The sequence below is a fragment of the Lysinibacillus sp. PWR01 genome, assembly GCF_043359455.1.
Classification (GTDB): Bacteria; Bacillota; Bacilli; order Bacillales_A; family Planococcaceae; genus Lysinibacillus; species Lysinibacillus fusiformis_F.
This window is the reverse complement of the sequence record NZ_JBHERJ010000047.1, coordinates 123657-142647: the sequence shown is the minus strand read 5'-3', so window position 1 is coordinate 142647 and position 18991 is coordinate 123657. Positions and strand designations below refer to the sequence as shown.

The window sequence follows — 18991 nt, the reverse complement described above, 5'->3', positions numbered from 1 at the left end:
TCATTCCTTACTCTCTAATATTTCATGTAACTTTAATCTGAGTGCATTTAATTGCTCATCGATACTAACCATAATTCGACCATGATTTGTTTCAATATAGCAATCTGTTTCATTATCCAAATCCTCATTAACAAAAATCATAAATGGTACGTCTATTGGGAACATTTCTGCTAATTCATCTCGATTGGCCGTAATTAAAGCATAATAAGCTGGAGAGACATAAATTTTAATTTCTTTCATTTCTCTCGCTTCTTTCAGCCCTCTGCGTACGATTGATACAAATAGTTCGTTATCCTGTTCTAATGAGGTACCAATAATTCGTTCTGCAGCAGTTAAGCCTAACTCTAAAATCACCGCTTCTTGATCATCAATGTATTTTTGAGCATTTTCTTTCGCTAGCATCATGATTTCATTCGCAGTTTGAAGTGACTGAGCCATTGCTTCAGTGGCCTTATTCACGCCGTCTTCATAGCCTTGCCCAAATCCCTCATCATAAGCTTCTTGAACACGATTGGGTCTCTCTTCCTCCCAGCTTAGCTTTAAATGTTCAATCTCTTGAAAGTGCAAATGCTTTTCCTGTTCAAACATCTCTCGTTCTGCCTGCAAAGCAGCTCTCGCTTCAGCAAGTAAACGATCTCGCTCTGCCATTACTTCATCCATCGTTAATTGATGTTGAGGTGGGATTTCTTCCTGGTATTCCTCCATCGGTTCAAACATATCACGGATCTGTATTTCCTTGACATTATCGCTATCGGACTGTGTATAAATAGAACGGATGATTCTAGACAATGACGTCATCTCCTCCACCGCGAGCTATAATAATCTCGCCAGCATCCTCTAGACGACGAATAACGGCAACAATTCGAGATTGTGCCTCCTCTACGTCACGTAATCGTACAGGTCCCATAATTTCCATTTCTTCTTTAAATGTTTCAGCCATACGTTGTGACATATTGCGGAATATAATATCTTTTACCTCTTCACTTGATACCTTCATTGAAAGCAGTAAGTCTTCGTTTTCACAATCACGAATAACACGCTGAATGGAACGATTGTCGAGTGTAACAATATCTTCGAACACAAACATACGTTTTTTGATTTCCTCTGCAAGTTCTGGATCTTGGATTTCGAGTGCATCGAGAATTGTTTTTTCTGTTTGGCGATCTACTCCATTTAAAACTTCAACGACTGCATCGATACCACCCGTTTCTGTATAATCCTGCGTAACAGTTGACGATAATTTACGCTCTAACACAGATTCAATTTCGCTTATCACTTCTGGTGAAGTTGATTCCATGACCGCTATACGTTTAGCAATGTCAGCTTGTACTTCCTGTGGTAAAGAAGATAAAATAACACCCGCTTGCCCTGCCTCTAAATAAGAGAGTATCAGGGCAATTGTTTGAGGATGCTCATTTTGGATAAAGTTGAAAATTTGCGCTGGATCAGCTCTGCGTGCAAAATCAAACGGACGTACTTGTAAAGAAGATGTTAATCGATTAATAATCGTTTGTGCTTGTTCTACACCAAGTGCTTTTTCTAATACTGTTTTTGCATAGCCAATACCACCTTGTGTGATATAGTCCTGCGCTAGTGCAATATTGTGGAATTCTTCAATAATCTCTTCTTTTACATTTGATTCCACTTTTTTAACACTTGAAATTTCTAATGTTAAACGTTCAATTTCTTCCTCTGTTAAATGCTTATAGACAGAAGCTGAAACCTCAGGCCCTAATGAAATTAACAAGAGAGCGGCCTTTTGTTTTCCGGTTAATTCCTTATCTTTCTTGGACACAGCCGAACCTCCTAGTTAGTCTTCAGCAATCCAACTGCGCAGTAACTTTGCAAAATCGTCTGGCTTATCTTTGGCCATTTTTTCAAGCTGCTTACGACGCATTGTAGCTTCCGTTTCAATTTCTTCATTAATATCATCAACCATTAATTCTTCTTGTTCTTCTAGGATACTTAGCTCTTCTTCTTCCTTCGCACGCTTACGTGAACGGATAATGAAGAATGCTAGCAATACGATCACAGCTAACAAGATACCGCCGATAACCCAAACCCACCATGGAATAATTGGTTTTTCATCAGCTACCTCTGTCACCTTACCGTATAATGGTTGTACAGATACCGCCACTTTTTCATCAATTTGCTCTTGTGTAAGTTCTGCTGCCACGTCTTTGGAAATTGTTGTACGTACAATTGTACTTAAAATTTTCTCAATATCTTCACGAACACCGTCTGGTAATGACGCTGCGTCAGTTGCTGTCGGTGGTTCAACTATTACTTGAATCCCAATATCTTGAATTTTATAAGGTGCTTCTTGAATATCCTTACGTATACGGTTCACATCATTATTTATCGTCTCTTCCGTACGTTCATAATCTCCATTTCCTGCTGCACCTTCATTATAAGTTGTGAAGTTATCAGTAGTTGTTTCAGCTTCAGGTGTTCCGGCTGCTGCTGCAGCTCCTGTGCCAGAATATTGCTCTGTAATTCGCTGCGCACTAATAGCAATACCTTCCATATTTTCTTCATCAACAGGTGTCACAAGATTTTCTTCACGATTTTCTTTCTTGAAATCGATATCTGTTGTGACAGAAACCATTACCTTATCTTGTCCCATCAACGTTCCTAGCATATTTTGCACTTGACGTTGTAGATCTCGTTCCACTAATTTCTTCATTTGTAATTGACCTTCTGCTGTCGTTGTGGAAGTTCCATCAGCTGTGGCAGCATTCAAATCAAAGTACTCTGAGAATTGATTAGAGATCACAATATTTTCAGTCTTTAAATTTGGAATACTTTTTGACACCAAATTGTACATCGTTGTAATTTGCTGTTCTGTAAATTTATAGCCAGGGTCTGTATTTAAAACGATAGATGCCGTTGCTTCTCCTTTAACATCCGTTACGAATACCCCTTCCTCAGGAACAGTAATCATTACTTTGGCATCTTTTACACCTTCCAAATTTTTGAAAAGTTTAGCAATTTCAGTTTCAGTAGCTGCTTTTTTTAATAGGTTAAATTCATTATCAGTCATACCAAATCCTGAACTATTCGCAAATGAGTAATCAATTGAACCTGTTTGCGGATATCCCTCAGAAGCTAATTGCACTAACAAGGAGTCAACTTGTTCTTCTGGCACTAAAATAGATGTTCCACCTGGAGCAATTTGATAGGTCACACCTTGGGAATCTAGCGCTTCCTTTACTTGTCCAATTTCCCGTGTTGATAAATCTTTATAAAGTGGAACATATGTAGTTTTGGAAGCGAAAAATGTCACAATTGCTGCTAGTGCGATTACAACTACCACGGAGCCAATCATAACTATTTTTTGCTTTTTACTTCGACTTGTCCAAAATTGACTGGTGTCGTTTTTTATTTTCGTCAATCGTTCATTCATTATGAATCCTCCGGTTATAGTGAATAACCTAGCCATCAATAATTTGCGAACATAATGAGCCCACTCTAAATCGTGGTTATTAATCTATATTGAAAAGGGGTTGCCTTGTCTTGACAATAAATTAAACACTCATTCGCATTATTTCTTGGTAAGCTTCAATCACCTTATTGCGAACTTCAATTGTTGCGTTTAGTGTAATGCTCGCCTTTTGCGAAGCAATCATCACTTCATGCAACTCCACATCTTCACCTTTAATTAGCTTCTGAGTATACTTATCAGAAGTTATTTGTTGATCATTTACTTTTGCTATTGCTTCTTTTAAAGAGTTCGCGAAGCTTTGTTGCGCTTCATAAGGTGTTGCATTAAGTTTGTTTGGGTTATTTACAACCTGAGTGGGTGTCATTAGCGAAATGGACGAAATGGCCATGTATGTATCTTCCTTTCTACTTAATTTTATTTACCAATCTCTAAAGCCTTTGTAAGCATGGATTTATTCGCATTAAAAACAGTTATATTTGCCTCATAAGAACGAGTAGCCGACATTAAATCTACCATTTCTTTCAACGGATCAACATTTGGCATATTTACGTAACCATCTGCATTAGCATCTGGATGAGTTGGGTCATAAACAAGTTTGAAAGGTGTTTCTTGATCTTCTGAAATTCGAGTAACTTTTACACCATTACCAACACCACTTTTTGCATTTTTCCCTAGTGCTATGTTCAAAAAATTTGAAAATTGTCCTTCTTGTGCTGACAGCGTAACAGACTTGCGTCGATATGGTTCCCATTCCCCATTCACTTGACGAGCGCGAGTTGTATCCATGTTAGCCATATTAGAAGAAATAACATCCATGCGTAAACGTTGCGCCGTTAAAGCAGAGGCAGTGGTATTCATCCCATGAAATATAGACATCTATTACTTACCTCCTTTAATAACGGTACTCAATGTGTTTAATTTCCCATTAACACGATCGATTAAAGCATTATAATAAATTTGATTCTCTGCTAATTTTGCTTGCTCAGCATCCATATCTACAGCATTCCCATTGTTTCTATATCGCAAGTTCTCAACGATATTGACACCAGGTGTAGCTTGTCGAAACGTGAAATCATAATGTCTATTATCAGTACGATATGCAGAAATGGCTATACTCTTCTGTTCTTCCAGCATATCCTTAAAACTAACATTTTTCGCCTTATAATTAGGTGTATCGACATTCGCAATATTATTTGCGATCGTTTTATGATTTAAAGTGGCATAGGAAAGTCCATTTTCCAGGCTACTAATAGTTCCTCCAAATAAATTCAAAACTGTTCACCTCATTTTATTTCAATCTATGTACTTGTTAATTTATCCAATAATACAATTGTAATTAAGATGATACCTAGTGTCTATTGTCTTTTGTCACTTTTTAATAGTCTATACGCCCTATTTTTTCTCAACCTCAACCATGACAAAACTTCCTTATCCCTTGTGCCTCTAAGTTCAAGTAAAGGTCATTACACATCTAGTTATTTTACACCATTTCGACAGTGTTTACGATTTTATTGTTAAATATGCCTTTTTATGAGGTTTATCGCCTTTTTTAATCCTCATCAATAAAGGTCCCTTTTTACTAGTTCAATCAATATTAGAGTATTTTTAAAATAGTTACTCTACGTTTATTGGCCATTCTTCCAAAGTAACATAAAAGGCATTTTTATATGCTAATTGTAGTGACAAATTATCGAACATTATTAGGCTAAAAGCAATGAAATCCATCAAACTTCATTGTTTTTGTATTAATTCTCAAAAAATAAGAGCCATAAAAATTCGAAAATAAACAAAAAAACGTCTATATGTACCATAGACACTTTCATATTTTTTGAGAAACACAACAATAAAAATTTTTTTATGACAAGTTGAAAAAGGCTTTCCGTTCCAATCTACCTGCTTCCATTGCCGCTTTGCTGTCGCCCTGAGCCAACCTTCCTGTGCTAGTGTGGCTAAGCTTTCGTCGCAAAACCAGTATGGCTACCGCTCTGTGCAAGGTCATTCCTATCTCGCTATTACACGTAGAAATCAAGTAGCTTTCCACTCCAATCCACAAAAGAGTTATCTTTTTGCATAAATAAAATAAGGTGTTCACTACTCATTTTATGGATGATCGTTATGACTAGTCACCTCTCCACATTTAAAATAAAAGCCTATTCTTTCTTTAAAAACAGATATAATTGGCGCAATTTCCCTACGGCTAGTGTGAAAGATAATGAACAGACACTTTTGCAGCATGGTTGATTGGCGTGGAGTCAGCGTCACTCCTAGGGGAGATGAAACTTTGGGGCGAACGCAGTGAGTAAAGCGGCATATCGGACGCGATCGGAACGGAAATCAACCCCTTACCCTGCCTTCTACTAGTGAATTTATCTTTTATCAACAACAAAAAAGCGTCTATATTTACCATAGACGCTTTTGTTAGCTTCTTAAAGAAGCAATTATTTCATTTTAATTTCTGCTAAAGCATTTAAGAATTTATCGTTTAGTACTTTAATATAAGTACCTTTCATACCTAAAGAGCGAGATTCAATGACACCTGCTGATTCAAGCTTACGTAATGCGTTTACGATTACTGAACGTGTAATACCCACACGATCAGCAATCTTAGAAGCAACTAATAAACCTTCATTCCCATCAAGTTCTTCGAAAATATGCTCAATTGCCTCTAGTTCACTGTATGAAAGTGAATTAATAGCCATTTGTACGACTGCCTTGCTACGAGCTTCTTCTTCAATTTCTTCAGATTTTTCACGTAAAATTTCCATACCAACTACTGTTGCACCATACTCAGCTAAAATTAGATCATCATCTTCAAATTGTGAAGATAAACGAGCAAGGATTAACGTTCCTAAACGTTCACCACCACCAACGATTGGCACAATTGTTGTTAAGGCGTTTTGGAATAAATCTTTGTTTTCAACTGGGAAAGCAGTATGTTCATTATTAATATCTAAATTTGATGAAGTTTCAGAGATCGTAAATAAGCTATGTGTGTATTCTTCTGGGAACTGTCTCTCTTCGAACATTTTTTTCATACGCTCATTTTCAATTTGTTGGTGAATTGAAATACCTAATAATTTACCTTTACGACTCAAAATATAGACATTGCTATCAATAATATCGCCTAATGTATCGGCCATTTCTTTAAAGTTCACCGGCTTACCAGCAGAAGCTTGAAGCATCGAGTTAATTTTACGTGTTTTTCCTAATAAATTCATTATATGTTCCTCCTATAAATAATCCGAAGAGTATTTACTAAATATTCTAAAGGTTTTTACTATTGAATGATACTAATCAGCTTTATCTTACAGTATAAACTGTGACAAATCTTTGTTTTTTACTATACCCGCAAGTTTTTGATCAACATACGCAGCATTGATTGGGATACTTGCTGGTGCAATTTCAGATGCCTCAAACGATAGTTCTTCCAGTAAACGTTCTAATATCGTGTGTAAACGACGGGCTCCGATATTGTCTGTTTCCTGATTCACTTCGGTTGCAATTTCAGCAATTCGTTCAATTGCATCTGTCGTGAAATGAACTTCTACACCTTCTGTCTCTAATAGTGCTTTATATTGCAAAATTAGTGATTGATCTGGTTCTTGTAAAATACGTACAAAATCCTGCTTTGTTAATTTTTCTAGCTCTACACGAATTGGGAAACGGCCTTGTAATTCAGGAATTAGATCCGATGGTTTCGACATATGAAATGCACCAGCAGCAACAAACAGCATATAATCCGTTTTTACTGCACCATACTTCGTAGTGACAGTAGAGCCTTCTACAATTGGTAAAATGTCACGTTGAACTCCTTCACGGGAAACATTCGCCGAAGTATTTCCTTCTTTACTAGCAATTTTATCGATTTCGTCAATAAAAATGATACCCGATTGCTCAGCCCTATTAATGGCTTCCTGTGCTACTTCATCTGCATCTATCAGCTTATTTGCTTCTTCTATTGTTAAAATACGACGTGCGTCTTTTACTTGCACACGACGTTTTTTCTGTTTTTTAGGCATTAAACTAGATAGCATATCCTGCATACCGCTATTCGCAGACATATCCATCCCAGTTCCTTGTAACGCATCAAAAATGGATGGATTTTGTTCTGTTACCTCTACAGTAACCCACTCATTTTCTAACTTCCCATTGCGTAAATCAATCGCAATTTGTGCACGCTTCGAGCGAACTTCCCCATCATCTGCTGATGAATCGTCATTTGTTGGTTGCTCTTTCCCACCGAATAGCATTTCAAACGGATTTTGCATCGCCTGTTTTTTACGTAAAGAAGGCACCAAAAGTTTCACGATTGCTTCATTTGCTAATTCTTCTGCTTGTTCCTTGACAGACTCCATCATTTCTTCTTTAACTAGACGGTGTGAAGCTTCTACCAAGTCACGTACCATTGATTCAACATCTCTACCGACATAACCTACCTCAGTAAACTTTGTTGCTTCAACTTTTACAAAAGGAGCATTTGTAAGCTTTGCAATCCTTCTCGCTATTTCTGTTTTACCGACACCAGTTGGCCCAATCATCAAAATATTTTTCGGAATAACTTCAGCCTTCATATCTTCGTTTAACAATGAACGACGATAGCGGTTTCGTAACGCAATAGCTACTGCTCGCTTAGCTTCATTCTGCCCAACAATGTTACGATCTAAATGCTCAGTAATTTGTCTTGGCGTTAAATTTTTTTGCGTCATTAGTTCAGCGCCTCCACGATAATATTATGATTCGTAAATACACAAATTTCAGCAGCTGTTTCTAATGCCGCTTCAGCAATTTCACGAGCAGTCATCGTTTCACCTGCATATTTTTTTAATGCTCTACCTGCGGATAACGCATAATTTCCACCAGAGCCAATAGCCAAAATGCCGTCATCAGGTTCAATCACTTCTCCTGTACCCGAAACGAGTAGTAAGGTCGTTTTATCCATTACTAATAGCATCGCTTCTAGCTGGCGAAGCATTTTATCACCACGCCATTGCTTTGCTACCTCAACGGCTGCACGCTGTAAATTACCGTTATACTCATTTAATTTGCCTTCAAACATCTCAAAAAGTGTAAAGGCATCAGCAACTGAACCTGCAAAACCAGCAAGGACCTGCCCATTAAACAGACGTCTGACCTTCCTTGCTGTACCCTTCATCACAACTGCATTTCCCAATGTTACTTGACCATCACCAGCCATGGCACAGCCTCCGTTATGATGAACCGCAAATATCGTTGTTGCATGAATTTGTCCCATCTGCCTTCCTCCTTAGCTCTATTATGCCCTTGGATGAGCATTCATATATGTTTGACGAAGATGCTCTTTTGTTACATGTGTGTAAACTTGTGTAGAAGATAAATGTGAGTGACCTAATAACTCCTGCACCGTCCGCAAATCTGCGCCATTATTCAACAAATGAGTGGCAAAAGTATGGCGAAGCATGTGTGGGTAAATTTTCGTATGGAGTGAGGCCTTGTCAATCATTTCGTTTAAAATATGACGTACCCCTCTAGGAGTAAGTTCCCCACCACGCATATTGACAAACAACTGCTGATGATTCGTTTTTTTCATCAATCGTGGACGAGCTTGCTCTATGTAGTCCTGCATTGCTAAACTCGCAAATTGACCAAATGGAATGATTCGTTCTTTTCGACCTTTGCCCATTACTCGTATGATCGAATAATGAAAATCCACATCCTCTACTTGAATTGAAGTCAGTTCACTCACACGAATACCTGTTGCATATAACAGCTCTAATATAGCTATATTTCTCAATGATTTCAAATCATCACCAGTATTCGCATCAAATAACTGTTTCAATTCTTCTTCGTAGAAAAAACTGGGTAAACGTGATTCTTTTTTCGGATGATAAAGCGAACGAAACGCTCCGTCATCTAATCCGTACTGTCTATTTAGAAAGCGAAAAAAGGAGCGGATTGAGGAAATTTTCCTAGAAATAGAGGCCCTTGCCCTTTTTTCTTCGTACAACTTTGTTACATAAAGACGTGCATGTATATATTCAACACTTGCTAAATCATGGATTCCCTCCGTTTGTAAAAAGGTTAAAAAATCTAGCAGGTCTGATTCATATTCTCGCACTGTATGAACAGAGAAGTTCTTTTCAACTTGGATGTAAAGCATGAACTGTTCGAGTGCATCTTGGGACGAAACTAACATGGAAAGATTCACCACCAATAATTTATTAATAATTTTCTCAAATGACTGTCACTTGTAATATAACGGATATACATTTCTTTGTCATCTCTTACAAGTTTGTATCGTTTTTCTCATCATTAATAAACATACATATTGACACTAAACCTATCTTCATAATATAGCAAGTGTAAATAGTTATATTTTGAGAAAATGTCCATACAAAATAATAAAATACGTCTAATTAAGCATTTTGTCTACAAAAAGAAAAAGCCTCTAAGAGTATATCAACTTTTAGAGGCTTTTGGCAATTAAATTGTTTGTGAATTCACAAAATTTCGAATTGTGCTTATTGCGCGTGTTGCATGCATTTCCGCACGTTCTGGTTTGGAACGACGACCAGGTGGTAAGTCTGGGAAAATACCAAAATTTACATTCATTGGCTGGAAGTTTTTCGACTGTGCTTCTGTTATATAACGCGCCATGCTTCCTAATGCCGTTTCGAATGGGAAAATAATTGGCTCTTGTCCTAATGCTAAACGAGCTGCATTAATTCCTGCAATTAATCCACTGCCTGCTGATTCAACATAGCCTTCTACTCCAGTCATCTGACCTGCAAAGAAAATATTCTTTTGCTCACGAAGTTGATATGTTTTTTCTAAAACTTTCGGTGAATTAATGAAGGTGTTTCTATGCATTACGCCATAGCGTACAATTTCTACATTCTCTAACCCTGGAATTAGCTGTAGCACTTCCTTTTGCGGCCCCCATTTTAAATGGGTTTGGAAACCTACAATGTTGTAAAGGGTACCAGCAGCATCGTCTTGACGAAGTTGAACAACTGCATATGGACGTTTTCCTGTTTTTGGATCTTCAAGACCAACTGGCTTCATCGGACCAAATAACATGGTTTTCTCTCCACGAGCTGCCATGACTTCAATTGGCATACAACCTTCAAAGTAAATTTCTTTTTCGAATTCTTTCAATGGTACAACTTCAGCTTCGATTAATGCTTGGCGGAAACGATCGAATTCTTCTTTTGTCATAGGACAGTTTAAATAAGCCGCTTCCCCTTTATCATAACGAGATTTTAAATAAACTTTATTCATATCTATACTATCTTTTTCGATAATGGGTGCTGCTGCATCGTAAAAGTATAAATAATCTAAACCCGTTAAACCTTGAATTTTTTCAGCTAAAGCTTTCGAAGTTAATGGTCCTGTTGCAATAACTGTAATACCCTCTGGAATTTCTGTGACTTCCTCATGAATAACCTCCACAAGTGGATGGTTTTTCACAGTCTCCGTTACATACCCTGCGAATTCATGACGGTCTACTGCTAATGCACCTCCAGCAGGTACTGAACATTGGTCTGCTGCCTTTAATATAACAGAATCTAACATACGCATTTCTTCTTTAATAACGCCTACAGCATTCGTTAACCCATTTGCACGCAATGAGTTAGAACAAACAAGTTCCGCAAATTTATCAGTATGATGCGCTGGAGTCTGCTTTACTGGACGCATTTCATAAAGTTTAACTTTTATACCACGCTTTGCAATTTGCCAAGCTGCTTCACTACCTGCTAGTCCTGCTCCTATTACATTTACTACTTGTTCAGTCATGTTTCTTACCATCTTCCTATCATTGAGTTGGTGCTTCTTCATAGTCACACTTCGTACATTGAATTTGCACACCTTTTTTTATCTTTTTCTCTACTAATAATGCACTACATTTTGGACATGGTCTACTAATTGGTTTGTCCCATGATACAAATTCACATTCAGGATACTGATTGCAACCGTAGAATAGACGCTTTGTTTTACTTTTTCGCTCCACAATTTCGCCCGTTTCACAGGAAGGACATTTCACACCAATAGGTTTCATAATTGCTTTTGTATTTCTACAATCCGGGAAATTAGAGCAAGCCATAAATTTGCCATATCGTCCGAGCTTAAAGACCATTGGAGATCCGCAAAGTTCACAGTCTTCTCCTGCAGGCTCATCTTTAATGACAACCTTTTCCATAGCTTCATCCGCATGTTTTACATGAACTTCAAAGTCTGTATAAAACTCTTCTACAATACTTTTCCATTGACGACTACCTTCTTCAATATCATCTAAATCTTGTTCCATTTGTGCTGTGAATTCGATGTTTATGATATCTGGGAAAAATTCTAGTACGAGTTGGTGTACGATTTCACCTAGCTCTGTTGGCATAAAGCGTTTAGCATCTAATACAACATAGCCACGGCGCTGAATTGTATCGAGGGTAGGTGCATATGTGGACGGGCGCCCAATTCCTAGTTCTTCCATTGTTTTAACAAGTCGCGCCTCTGAATAGCGTGGTGGTGGCTGTGTAAAATGTTGTTTAGGCTCAATTTCAAGCGATTTTACTTGGTCACCAATTTCCATCTCAGGTAAAAGTTTTGTCGTCTCTTCCGTTTGATCATCAGTACCCTCGATATATAATTTCATAAAGCCTGCAAATTTAACCTGTGAGCCGTTCGCACGGAATAAAACATCACCATTTTGAAGATCTACAGCTACTGTATCAAGGACTGCTGGTGCCATTTGGCTCGCAATAAAGCGCTCCCAAATTAAGCGATATAAACGTAATTGATCTCGACTAAGTACCGCCTTTAATTCCTCGGGTGTCCGCATCGTACTAGTTGGACGAATCGCTTCATGAGCATCCTGTGCATTCGAAGCCTTTTTTGTTTGTTTTATTTCTGTTGCAATGTACTCTTTTCCATATTTCCCCTCAATGTACGTCACCGCTTCAGCTTTTGCCGTATCAGAAATACGTGTGGAATCGGTACGCATATAAGTGATTAACCCGACTGTTCCCTCTTTTTTTCCAATATCAATACCTTCATATAATTGCTGAGCTAGCATCATGGTTTTCTTAGCTCGGAAATTTAGTTTTCGTGCAGCTTCTTGCTGTAAAGATGATGTTGTAAAGGCTGGTGCTGCATTACGTTTACGTTCCTTTTTCGTTACATTAACAACATCAAAGTTTGTTCCTTTAACATCTTTTAAGATTGCTTTTACTTGTGCTTCATTTGTTAATTTTATTTTTTCTTTACCATTTCCATAGTAAAGGGCATCAAATGATTTTTTGCCTTTTTCAAACGTTCCTTCAATTGTCCAGTATTCTTCTGGTTGGAAGTTTTTAATTTCATTTTCACGATCAATGATCATGCGTAGCGCTACAGATTGTACTCGACCTGCTGATAAACCTTTTTTCACCTTTTTCCATAGAATCGGGCTAATGTTATAGCCAACAAGTCGATCCAATATACGTCTTGTTTGCTGTGCATCTACTAAATCCATGTTAATTGGACGTGGATTTTTAAAGGACTCTATAATTGCATCTTTAGTAATTTCATTAAATACAACACGGCAATCTGAGTGAATATCGATATTTAATGCAGTCGCAAGGTGCCAAGCAATTGCTTCTCCCTCGCGGTCTGGATCGGCTGCTAGATAAATTTTCTTTACTTTTTTAGCCGCAGATTTTAATTCCTGTAAAACAGGTCCTTTACCACGTATCGTAATATATTTAGGCTCGAAGTTATTTTCAGCGCTAACACCCATCTGACTACGTGGAAGATCTCGTACGTGTCCAACCGATGCTTTCACTTTATATTTCTTTCCTAAATACCGTTCAATTGTTTTTGCTTTTGCTGGTGATTCTACAATCACTAAATAATCCGCCATCTATGTCTCCCCCTTAGCGAGGTCTATTACTAATTTTTTTTAAGTTACCTGTTGCAAAATGTATAACAGATTTTAAGATAATGCAACTTTTTTTCAATTTTTGTTAGAAAAGAGGTCCAATGTTTCAATGATTTGATGACCATTCACTATTGGAATTGCTCCTTCTAAAAGCAATTGATTTGTCCCCTTAGATTGGGTAGCATCAATAGGTCCCGGCACCACAAATACATCTTTTCCTTGCTCTAATGCAAGCTCTGTTGTAATGAGCGTGCCACTTTTTAATGCCGCTTCTGTCACAACTAAAGCTCGAGATAATCCACTAATGATTCGGTTACGCATTGGGAAATGCCATTTTTCAGGCTTCATATAAGGGGGATATTCTGTCACTAATAACTGGTGCTCTGCCATTTGTTTAGCAAGAACGCGGTTTTCTGCTGGATAGAGATAATTAAAACCATGTCCAAGCACAGCAATTGTATGACCACCCATATCGATTGTCGCCCTATGTGCCATTGTATCTGCACCTCTTGCAAGCCCACTAACAACCGTATAATCACGTTGAACAAGAGGCGGGACAATTACGTCTATCGCTCTTTTTGAATACGCTGTCGCCTTCCTAGAGCCTATAATAGCTATCTGTTTTTTGTTTGTTAACAGGGAATATTGACCTTTCACATACAATACAGTAGGTGGACTTGATATTTCAAATAATTGCGCCGGGAAATAGGGATGATAAAACGGGATGGGGAAAATATTAGCCCGTGCATAGGCCTCTTCAAGTGGTGTTGTCATAATTTGTCGAAAACGCTGAGAAAGTTGACATGCTTTATGTGCCGATATTTGTAAAACTTTTGCGATTTCGTCATAATGAATGTCTTCAAAAGAGCTGAAAATATTCACTGGGGACAACAATTGCTGAAGTTTTTGAAGTGGTAATGGGTATACATAATGTAAGGCTAGTAATCTCTGCGTATCTACTGCTAGGATCATTCAATAAACCTCCTTTTATAATAGAAGAAATTAAATGACCGCATGATAATTTTCAACACAACATTTCAATATTAGTTATAACATCTGCCACAAAATTGTTGATTTCTTCAGAAGTAAGTAGGTAATTATTGAATGAAGTATGATAAACAGTGTATAAATAATGAAAAAGATGTAGCCGCAATGGCTACATCTTCCATTTTAATGGGTTTTACACTTTTCGTATAGCCCTTTTTCTTTAATTACTTTAATCAATGTTTCACCAATTACAGAAGGTGTTTCTGCAACTTCGATACCAGCTTCGTTCATTGCTTTAATTTTCTCCGCTGCTGTTCCTTTACCACCAGAAATGATAGCACCAGCGTGACCCATACGTTTTCCTGGAGGTGCAGTTTGTCCACCAATAAAGCCTACAACAGGTTTTGTCATATTTGCTTTAATCCATGCAGCTGCTTCTTCCTCAGCTGTACCACCGATTTCACCAATCATAACGACTGCGTAAGTTTCTGGATCATTATTAAAGGCTTCAAGCACATCAATGAAGTTTGTACCGTTGACAGGGTCTCCACCAATACCTACTGCAGTTGTTTGACCAATTCCAGCTTGTGTTAATTGATGTACTGCTTCATATGTTAATGTACCAGAACGAGAAACAACTCCTACATGGCCTTTTGTATGAATATAACCAGGCATGATACCAATTTTACATTCATCAGCTGTAATAACACCTGGACAGTTTGGACCTACTAGGCGAGTGTTTTTACCTTCCATATAACGTTTAACCTTAACCATATCAAGGACAGGAATATGCTCTGTGATACAGATTGTTAATTCTAATTCAGCATCAACAGCTTCTAAAATTGCATCTGCCGCAAATGGTGCAGGTACATAGATAACTGAAGTTGTAGCACCTGTTGCAGCTACAGCTTCTGCTACTGTATTGAAAACAGGAACTCCCTCGATTTCAAGTCCACCTTTACCTGGTGTTACACCTGCTACGATTTTAGTACCATACTCAAGCATTTGCTTCGTATGGAAAAGAGCTGTTTCGCCCGTAATCCCTTGTACAATTACCTTCGTATCTTTGTTAATAAATACAGCCATTGTTCTCCCTGCCTTCCTTAGCCTACTAGTCCCACAATTTTTTGTGCACCGTCAGCCATTGAATCCGCTGCAACGATGTTTAAACCAGATGCATTTAAAATTTCTTTTCCAAGTTCTACATTTGTACCTTCTAAACGTACAACTAATGGCACAGCTAAACCAATTTCTTTAGCAGCCGTTACAACACCCTCAGCGATAATGTTACACTTCATAATTCCACCAAAGATGTTTACGAAAATGCCTTTTACGTTTGAATCAGAAAGGATAATTTTGAAAGCCTCTGTTACTTTTTCAGCTGTTGCACCGCCCCCTACATCTAGGAAGTTAGCAGGGCTTCCGCCATAATAACTAATTGTATCCATTGTTGCCATAGCAAGACCAGCACCATTAACCATACAGCCAATGTTTCCATCTAATGAAATATAGCTTAAGTCATATTTTGATGCTTCGATTTCTTTTGCATCTTCCTCGTCAAAATCGCGTAATTCGACAATATCCTTATGTCGATATAATGCATTGGCATCAAAATTGAATTTAGCATCTAGTGCCACTACATCGCCTTGTCCAGTTACAACAAGTGGATTAATTTCTACGATTGATGCATCTTTGTCGATAAATGCTTGATATAAGCCTAACATTAATTTAACAGCTTTCCCTACAAGGTTTGCTGGAATATTCATATTAAACGCCATACGACGTGCTTGGAAGCTTGTTAATCCAACTACAGGATCTACTACTTCTTTGAAGATTTTTTCCGGATTTGTTTCCGCTACTTCTTCAATATCCATACCGCCTTCTTCAGATCCCATCACTGTAACACGAGATGTGGCACGGTCTAATACTAGACTTAAGTAGTATTCTTTTTGGATATCAGAACCCTCTTCAATATACAAACGTTTTACTTCTTTTCCTTCTGGACCTGTTTGATGAGTCACTAAAATTTTTCCTAATAACTCTTTTGCGTATGTGCGCACCTCGTCAAGGTTTTTAGCGATTTTTACACCGCCTGCTTTACCGCGTCCACCTGCATGAATTTGCGCCTTGACTACTGTTACGTTTGAGCCAAGTTCCTTCGCTACTTTTACTGCTTCATCAGGGGAAAAAGCAACTTTTCCGTTTGGTACAGCTACACCATATTTTCTCAGAATCTCTTTCCCTTGATATTCATGGATATTCATAATACATCCTCCCATCAAACATTTGCATAGAATTGTTTTACTAACATAGACTATTCTAACGAAAGATTCTGATAAAGTCTACACTTTGTCTTTAGTTCGAATTTTCTCTCTTATTATGACGCTTTTTTCTATTTTGTGTACTAAAACAGCTTGTAAAAATAATCAGAATAATTCATTTTTTCTATATTTTTGCGCATGTTGCTGATCCAAACGATAAATAAATGCAAAAACTTCTGCTACTGCCTGATATAATTCTTCAGGAATAGACTCATTTAAATCTAATTGGCCAAGCAACTGCACAAGGTTAGGATCCTCATAAATCGGCACATTATGCTCATTTGCGCGAGCTAAAATATTTTCTGCAATCTTCCCTTTTCCCTTTGCTACAACAGTGGGACTATCAAATTGACCAAGCTTATACGTAAGTGCAATTGCCTCTTTCCGGGTAAGTTTTTCTTCGCTCATACGCGGATATCCACCCCACTCTGCTCCTCTCGCTGTTCTACTACAGGACTTACTTTTTCCGTTTGCCCTTTGTCAAATTGTTTAATAAACACTCCTGATAGTTGATAATTTTTTTCTGCCAACCCAACTTTCAAGGCAGCCTTTAACGGCTCGGCAAGTAATTGAATTTCCGAATTTTCATTAAAGACCGTTACTGTGACGACTCTATTTTGAACCTGCATATCAATCACTGTTTCTTGCATGGATGCCATCTGTAAATAAAATAATACACGTGCATAATTGGCATCAATTTTGCCATTATCTTTCATGCGTCCATTCCACTGTAATGTTGCATCCATTTTCTTGCCAAAAAATTCAAGTGGGACTTGCATGATAAGCTGATGTTGATGACCATTTTCCCCTGAAGATAGCTGCATACCATTCATACGCGTCATGAGCATCTCTGCCGCTTCCTTCATTTGAGGTGTTGTATTAGTTTCCTGCAATAATGTATGGAGCTGTGGCTTTAGCTGATGTGCAATCATGTGTAAATCAGCCGATTTGTTTCCCAATGTTGCCTCATAGCTAATTCCTAAATTTTTCAACACCGTTTTAAGAGCATGTTCCATCGCTTTACTATCCATTGAATTTTGCACTAGTGCATCTGCTTGTGTCACAACTTGCTGTATAAATGGCTGCGAAGAATCAATACTATTTTTTACAAGATTGCGCATGAGCGCTTCATTCTGTGAAGGAGAATTTGCCTCTTGCCTAAATAGGGATAACAAATGATCTTTCACCGAAAGTGCATGGGCATCCTGTGTAAATAAACGATCAGTTGTATTTTGGGCAAATGCTTTTAATAACTGATCCTGCATTTGTTTAGCAAAAACCTCTAGCGTTTGTTTCGTTACTGGTAACTGATTAAAACGATCCACCAGCTGATTGATTTGCTGTTTTTGCTCATTGGTTAATAAATTTTGACTGTTTGTCCATGATTTAAGCTGTTCCACCAGTTGCCTAGCATCTTCAGGCTTTGTAGCAAGTATAGTTTGAATAACTTGACCAGCTTGCTGCATTGGTTGAAAGGCTTTAGCTTCATTCATATTTGACCAGTTTTGCAATGTAGCCTGCTGAGGAAGGATCCCCGACTCTTTTAGAATCGATAAAGCTTGCATTTTTTCGCTCATTGTCGCAGCACTATTCGTTAAACTTTGTAGAACCCTAGCAAGCACGGCACTACCTGTTTCTACTTCAAAGGGCTTGGCAATCGCTTGTATTTGTTGGATTAAATTTTGCCTAAATGACTCAGATAGGGTTGTATCCTTTGCTAAAAGCTGGGCAAAGTTGTCCATGATAGCGGTCATACCAGAAGTCTTTTGACCACTAATCAATGCTTGAAACACATCGTTTGTCATAGGCATTTTAAGCTCGATCATTTTTTGTATAGTTTGTAGAGCATCCACTTTGGATATACCCTCTGGTAATGCCTTTAACCACATTTCAGCTTGTAGCATTTGGTCTTTTGAAATAGGTAACTGTGCCTTCATAAAATGTCCTAATAATTGCTGCATCTCTGCTGATTTAGGCAAATTCATGGATTCTAATAACTGATTAATTTGCTGACTTGGGGTAGCTGCCTGCGCCATCGGTCCAGTCACTATTTTCAATTCCGTTTGTGGATTTGTTCCTGTTACCTGAAAGAAATGGGCATCTCCAGCTTTTAACGGCACTTCAAGTTTAGCTATAAATTTTTGATTACCTACCTGTATTTCTGCCATTTGATCTGGATATAATTGCTTAATTGTTCCGTGAAATACTTGTCCTTGTTTTAAAGCAAGTGGTTGATTTGTCGTAGTGATTGCATTTTGTTGCAGTTGAATCGGATTAAATGATGTGGCTGTCATCTACATACTCCTTTCATCAATTACTCCTACGTGTAATTGTCTACCGTTTTTTAGC

General features: G+C 37.9%; 17 protein-coding genes. All 17 read right to left on the bottom strand.

All coding sequences use genetic code 11. The features are described 5' to 3' along the window. The 17 genes from fliH to ACEVFT_RS08020 all read right to left on the bottom strand — a co-directional run bounded on the left by fliH (position 1) and on the right by ACEVFT_RS08020 (position 18936). On the bottom strand, positions 1–789 hold the full coding sequence (gene fliH / locus ACEVFT_RS08100; protein WP_205441944.1) for a flagellar assembly protein FliH: 789 nt from the start codon (positions 787–789) through the stop codon (positions 1–3). Next, positions 782–1795: a flagellar motor switch protein FliG gene (gene fliG, locus ACEVFT_RS08095; RefSeq protein ID WP_008180783.1), complete on the bottom strand. Its 1014-nt coding sequence runs from the start codon at positions 1793–1795 to the stop codon at positions 782–784. The genes fliH and fliG overlap by 8 nt, the downstream gene beginning before the upstream one ends. Positions 1796–1810: 15 nt before the next feature. Next, positions 1811–3406, bottom strand: coding sequence for a flagellar basal-body MS-ring/collar protein FliF (fliF, locus tag ACEVFT_RS08090; RefSeq protein ID WP_205441943.1), 1596 nt, complete (start codon positions 3404–3406; stop codon positions 1811–1813). Positions 3407–3527: 121 nt separating this feature from the next. Next, positions 3528–3833, bottom strand: a complete 306-nt coding sequence (gene fliE, locus ACEVFT_RS08085) for a flagellar hook-basal body complex protein FliE (RefSeq protein ID WP_205441942.1) — start codon at positions 3831–3833, stop codon at positions 3528–3530. A gap of 26 nt (positions 3834–3859) precedes the next feature. After that, positions 3860–4321, bottom strand: a complete 462-nt coding sequence (flgC, locus tag ACEVFT_RS08080) for a flagellar basal body rod protein FlgC (protein ID WP_205441941.1) — start codon at positions 4319–4321, stop codon at positions 3860–3862. A gap of 3 nt (positions 4322–4324) precedes the next feature. Continuing rightward, a complete protein-coding gene (gene flgB / locus ACEVFT_RS08075; RefSeq protein WP_393949171.1) occupies positions 4325–4717 on the bottom strand; it encodes a flagellar basal body rod protein FlgB in 393 nt (130 codons plus the stop codon). 1166 nt (positions 4718–5883) lie between these two features. Beyond that, the gene (gene codY / locus ACEVFT_RS08070) at positions 5884–6663 is read right to left on the bottom strand and encodes a GTP-sensing pleiotropic transcriptional regulator CodY (RefSeq protein ID WP_205441938.1); all 780 of its coding nucleotides are present in this window, start codon (positions 6661–6663) and stop codon (positions 5884–5886) included. Positions 6664–6750: 87 nt separating this feature from the next. Beyond that, positions 6751–8151, bottom strand: coding sequence for an ATP-dependent protease ATPase subunit HslU (gene hslU, locus ACEVFT_RS08065; protein WP_205441937.1), 1401 nt, complete (start codon positions 8149–8151; stop codon positions 6751–6753). Continuing rightward, complete coding sequence (gene hslV / locus ACEVFT_RS08060) at positions 8151–8696, bottom strand: ATP-dependent protease subunit HslV (RefSeq protein ID WP_004229270.1); 546 nt, start codon at positions 8694–8696, stop codon at positions 8151–8153. Before hslV ends, hslU begins: the two co-directional genes overlap by 1 nt. A gap of 21 nt (positions 8697–8717) precedes the next feature. Further along, positions 8718–9617 carry a tyrosine recombinase XerC gene (gene xerC / locus ACEVFT_RS08055; protein WP_205441936.1) on the bottom strand — a complete coding sequence of 300 codons (900 nt, stop codon included), beginning with the start codon at positions 9615–9617 and terminating at the stop codon, positions 8718–8720. A 287-nt stretch (positions 9618–9904) separates the two neighbouring features. Then, the gene (trmFO, locus tag ACEVFT_RS08050; RefSeq protein WP_016994086.1) at positions 9905–11218 is read right to left on the bottom strand and encodes an FADH(2)-oxidizing methylenetetrahydrofolate--tRNA-(uracil(54)-C(5))-methyltransferase TrmFO; all 1314 of its coding nucleotides are present in this window, start codon (positions 11216–11218) and stop codon (positions 9905–9907) included. A 19-nt stretch (positions 11219–11237) separates the two neighbouring features. Next, positions 11238–13316, bottom strand: coding sequence for a type I DNA topoisomerase (gene topA, locus ACEVFT_RS08045; RefSeq protein ID WP_393949168.1), 2079 nt, complete (start codon positions 13314–13316; stop codon positions 11238–11240). A gap of 93 nt (positions 13317–13409) precedes the next feature. Beyond that, positions 13410–14306: a DNA-processing protein DprA gene (gene dprA / locus ACEVFT_RS08040; RefSeq protein ID WP_205441934.1), complete on the bottom strand. Its 897-nt coding sequence runs from the start codon at positions 14304–14306 to the stop codon at positions 13410–13412. 198 nt (positions 14307–14504) lie between these two features. Next, complete coding sequence (gene sucD / locus ACEVFT_RS08035; RefSeq protein ID WP_004229280.1) at positions 14505–15407, bottom strand: succinate--CoA ligase subunit alpha; 903 nt, start codon at positions 15405–15407, stop codon at positions 14505–14507. A 17-nt stretch (positions 15408–15424) separates the two neighbouring features. Next, entirely contained in the window at positions 15425–16585 is a 1161-nt protein-coding gene (gene sucC, locus ACEVFT_RS08030) for an ADP-forming succinate--CoA ligase subunit beta (protein ID WP_205441933.1), read from the bottom strand. Between the two features lie 162 nt (positions 16586–16747). Further along, a complete protein-coding gene (locus ACEVFT_RS08025) occupies positions 16748–17050 on the bottom strand; it encodes an EscU/YscU/HrcU family type III secretion system export apparatus switch protein (RefSeq protein ID WP_048391628.1) in 303 nt (100 codons plus the stop codon). Further along, positions 17047–18936 (bottom strand): hypothetical protein, encoded by a 1890-nt coding sequence (locus ACEVFT_RS08020; protein ID WP_393949167.1) that lies wholly within the window; start codon positions 18934–18936, stop codon positions 17047–17049. The genes ACEVFT_RS08025 and ACEVFT_RS08020 overlap by 4 nt, the downstream gene beginning before the upstream one ends. Positions 18937–18991 lie beyond the last annotated feature (55 nt).

Coding starts and splice junctions, on each gene's coding strand:
- hslU (WP_205441937.1), bottom strand. CDS start 8,151: ATGACGCAAAAAAATTTAACGCCAAGACAAATTACTGAGCATTTAGAT.
- sucD (WP_004229280.1), bottom strand. CDS start 15,407: ATGGCTGTATTTATTAACAAAGATACGAAGGTAATTGTACAAGGGATT.
- flgC (WP_205441941.1), bottom strand. CDS start 4,321: ATGTCTATATTTCATGGGATGAATACCACTGCCTCTGCTTTAACGGCG.
- codY (WP_205441938.1), bottom strand. CDS start 6,663: ATGAATTTATTAGGAAAAACACGTAAAATTAACTCGATGCTTCAAGCT.
- dprA (WP_205441934.1), bottom strand. CDS start 14,306: ATGATCCTAGCAGTAGATACGCAGAGATTACTAGCCTTACATTATGTA.
- sucC (WP_205441933.1), bottom strand. CDS start 16,585: ATGAATATCCATGAATATCAAGGGAAAGAGATTCTGAGAAAATATGGT.
- fliE (WP_205441942.1), bottom strand. CDS start 3,833: ATGGCCATTTCGTCCATTTCGCTAATGACACCCACTCAGGTTGTAAAT.
- fliF (WP_205441943.1), bottom strand. CDS start 3,406: ATGAATGAACGATTGACGAAAATAAAAAACGACACCAGTCAATTTTGG.
- topA (WP_393949168.1), bottom strand. CDS start 13,316: ATGGCGGATTATTTAGTGATTGTAGAATCACCAGCAAAAGCAAAAACA.
- xerC (WP_205441936.1), bottom strand. CDS start 9,617: ATGTTAGTTTCGTCCCAAGATGCACTCGAACAGTTCATGCTTTACATC.
- ACEVFT_RS08025 (WP_048391628.1), bottom strand. CDS start 17,050: ATGAGCGAAGAAAAACTTACCCGGAAAGAGGCAATTGCACTTACGTAT.
- hslV (WP_004229270.1), bottom strand. CDS start 8,696: ATGGGACAAATTCATGCAACAACGATATTTGCGGTTCATCATAACGGA.
- ACEVFT_RS08020 (WP_393949167.1), bottom strand. CDS start 18,936: ATGACAGCCACATCATTTAATCCGATTCAACTGCAACAAAATGCAATC.
- trmFO (WP_016994086.1), bottom strand. CDS start 11,218: ATGACTGAACAAGTAGTAAATGTAATAGGAGCAGGACTAGCAGGTAGT.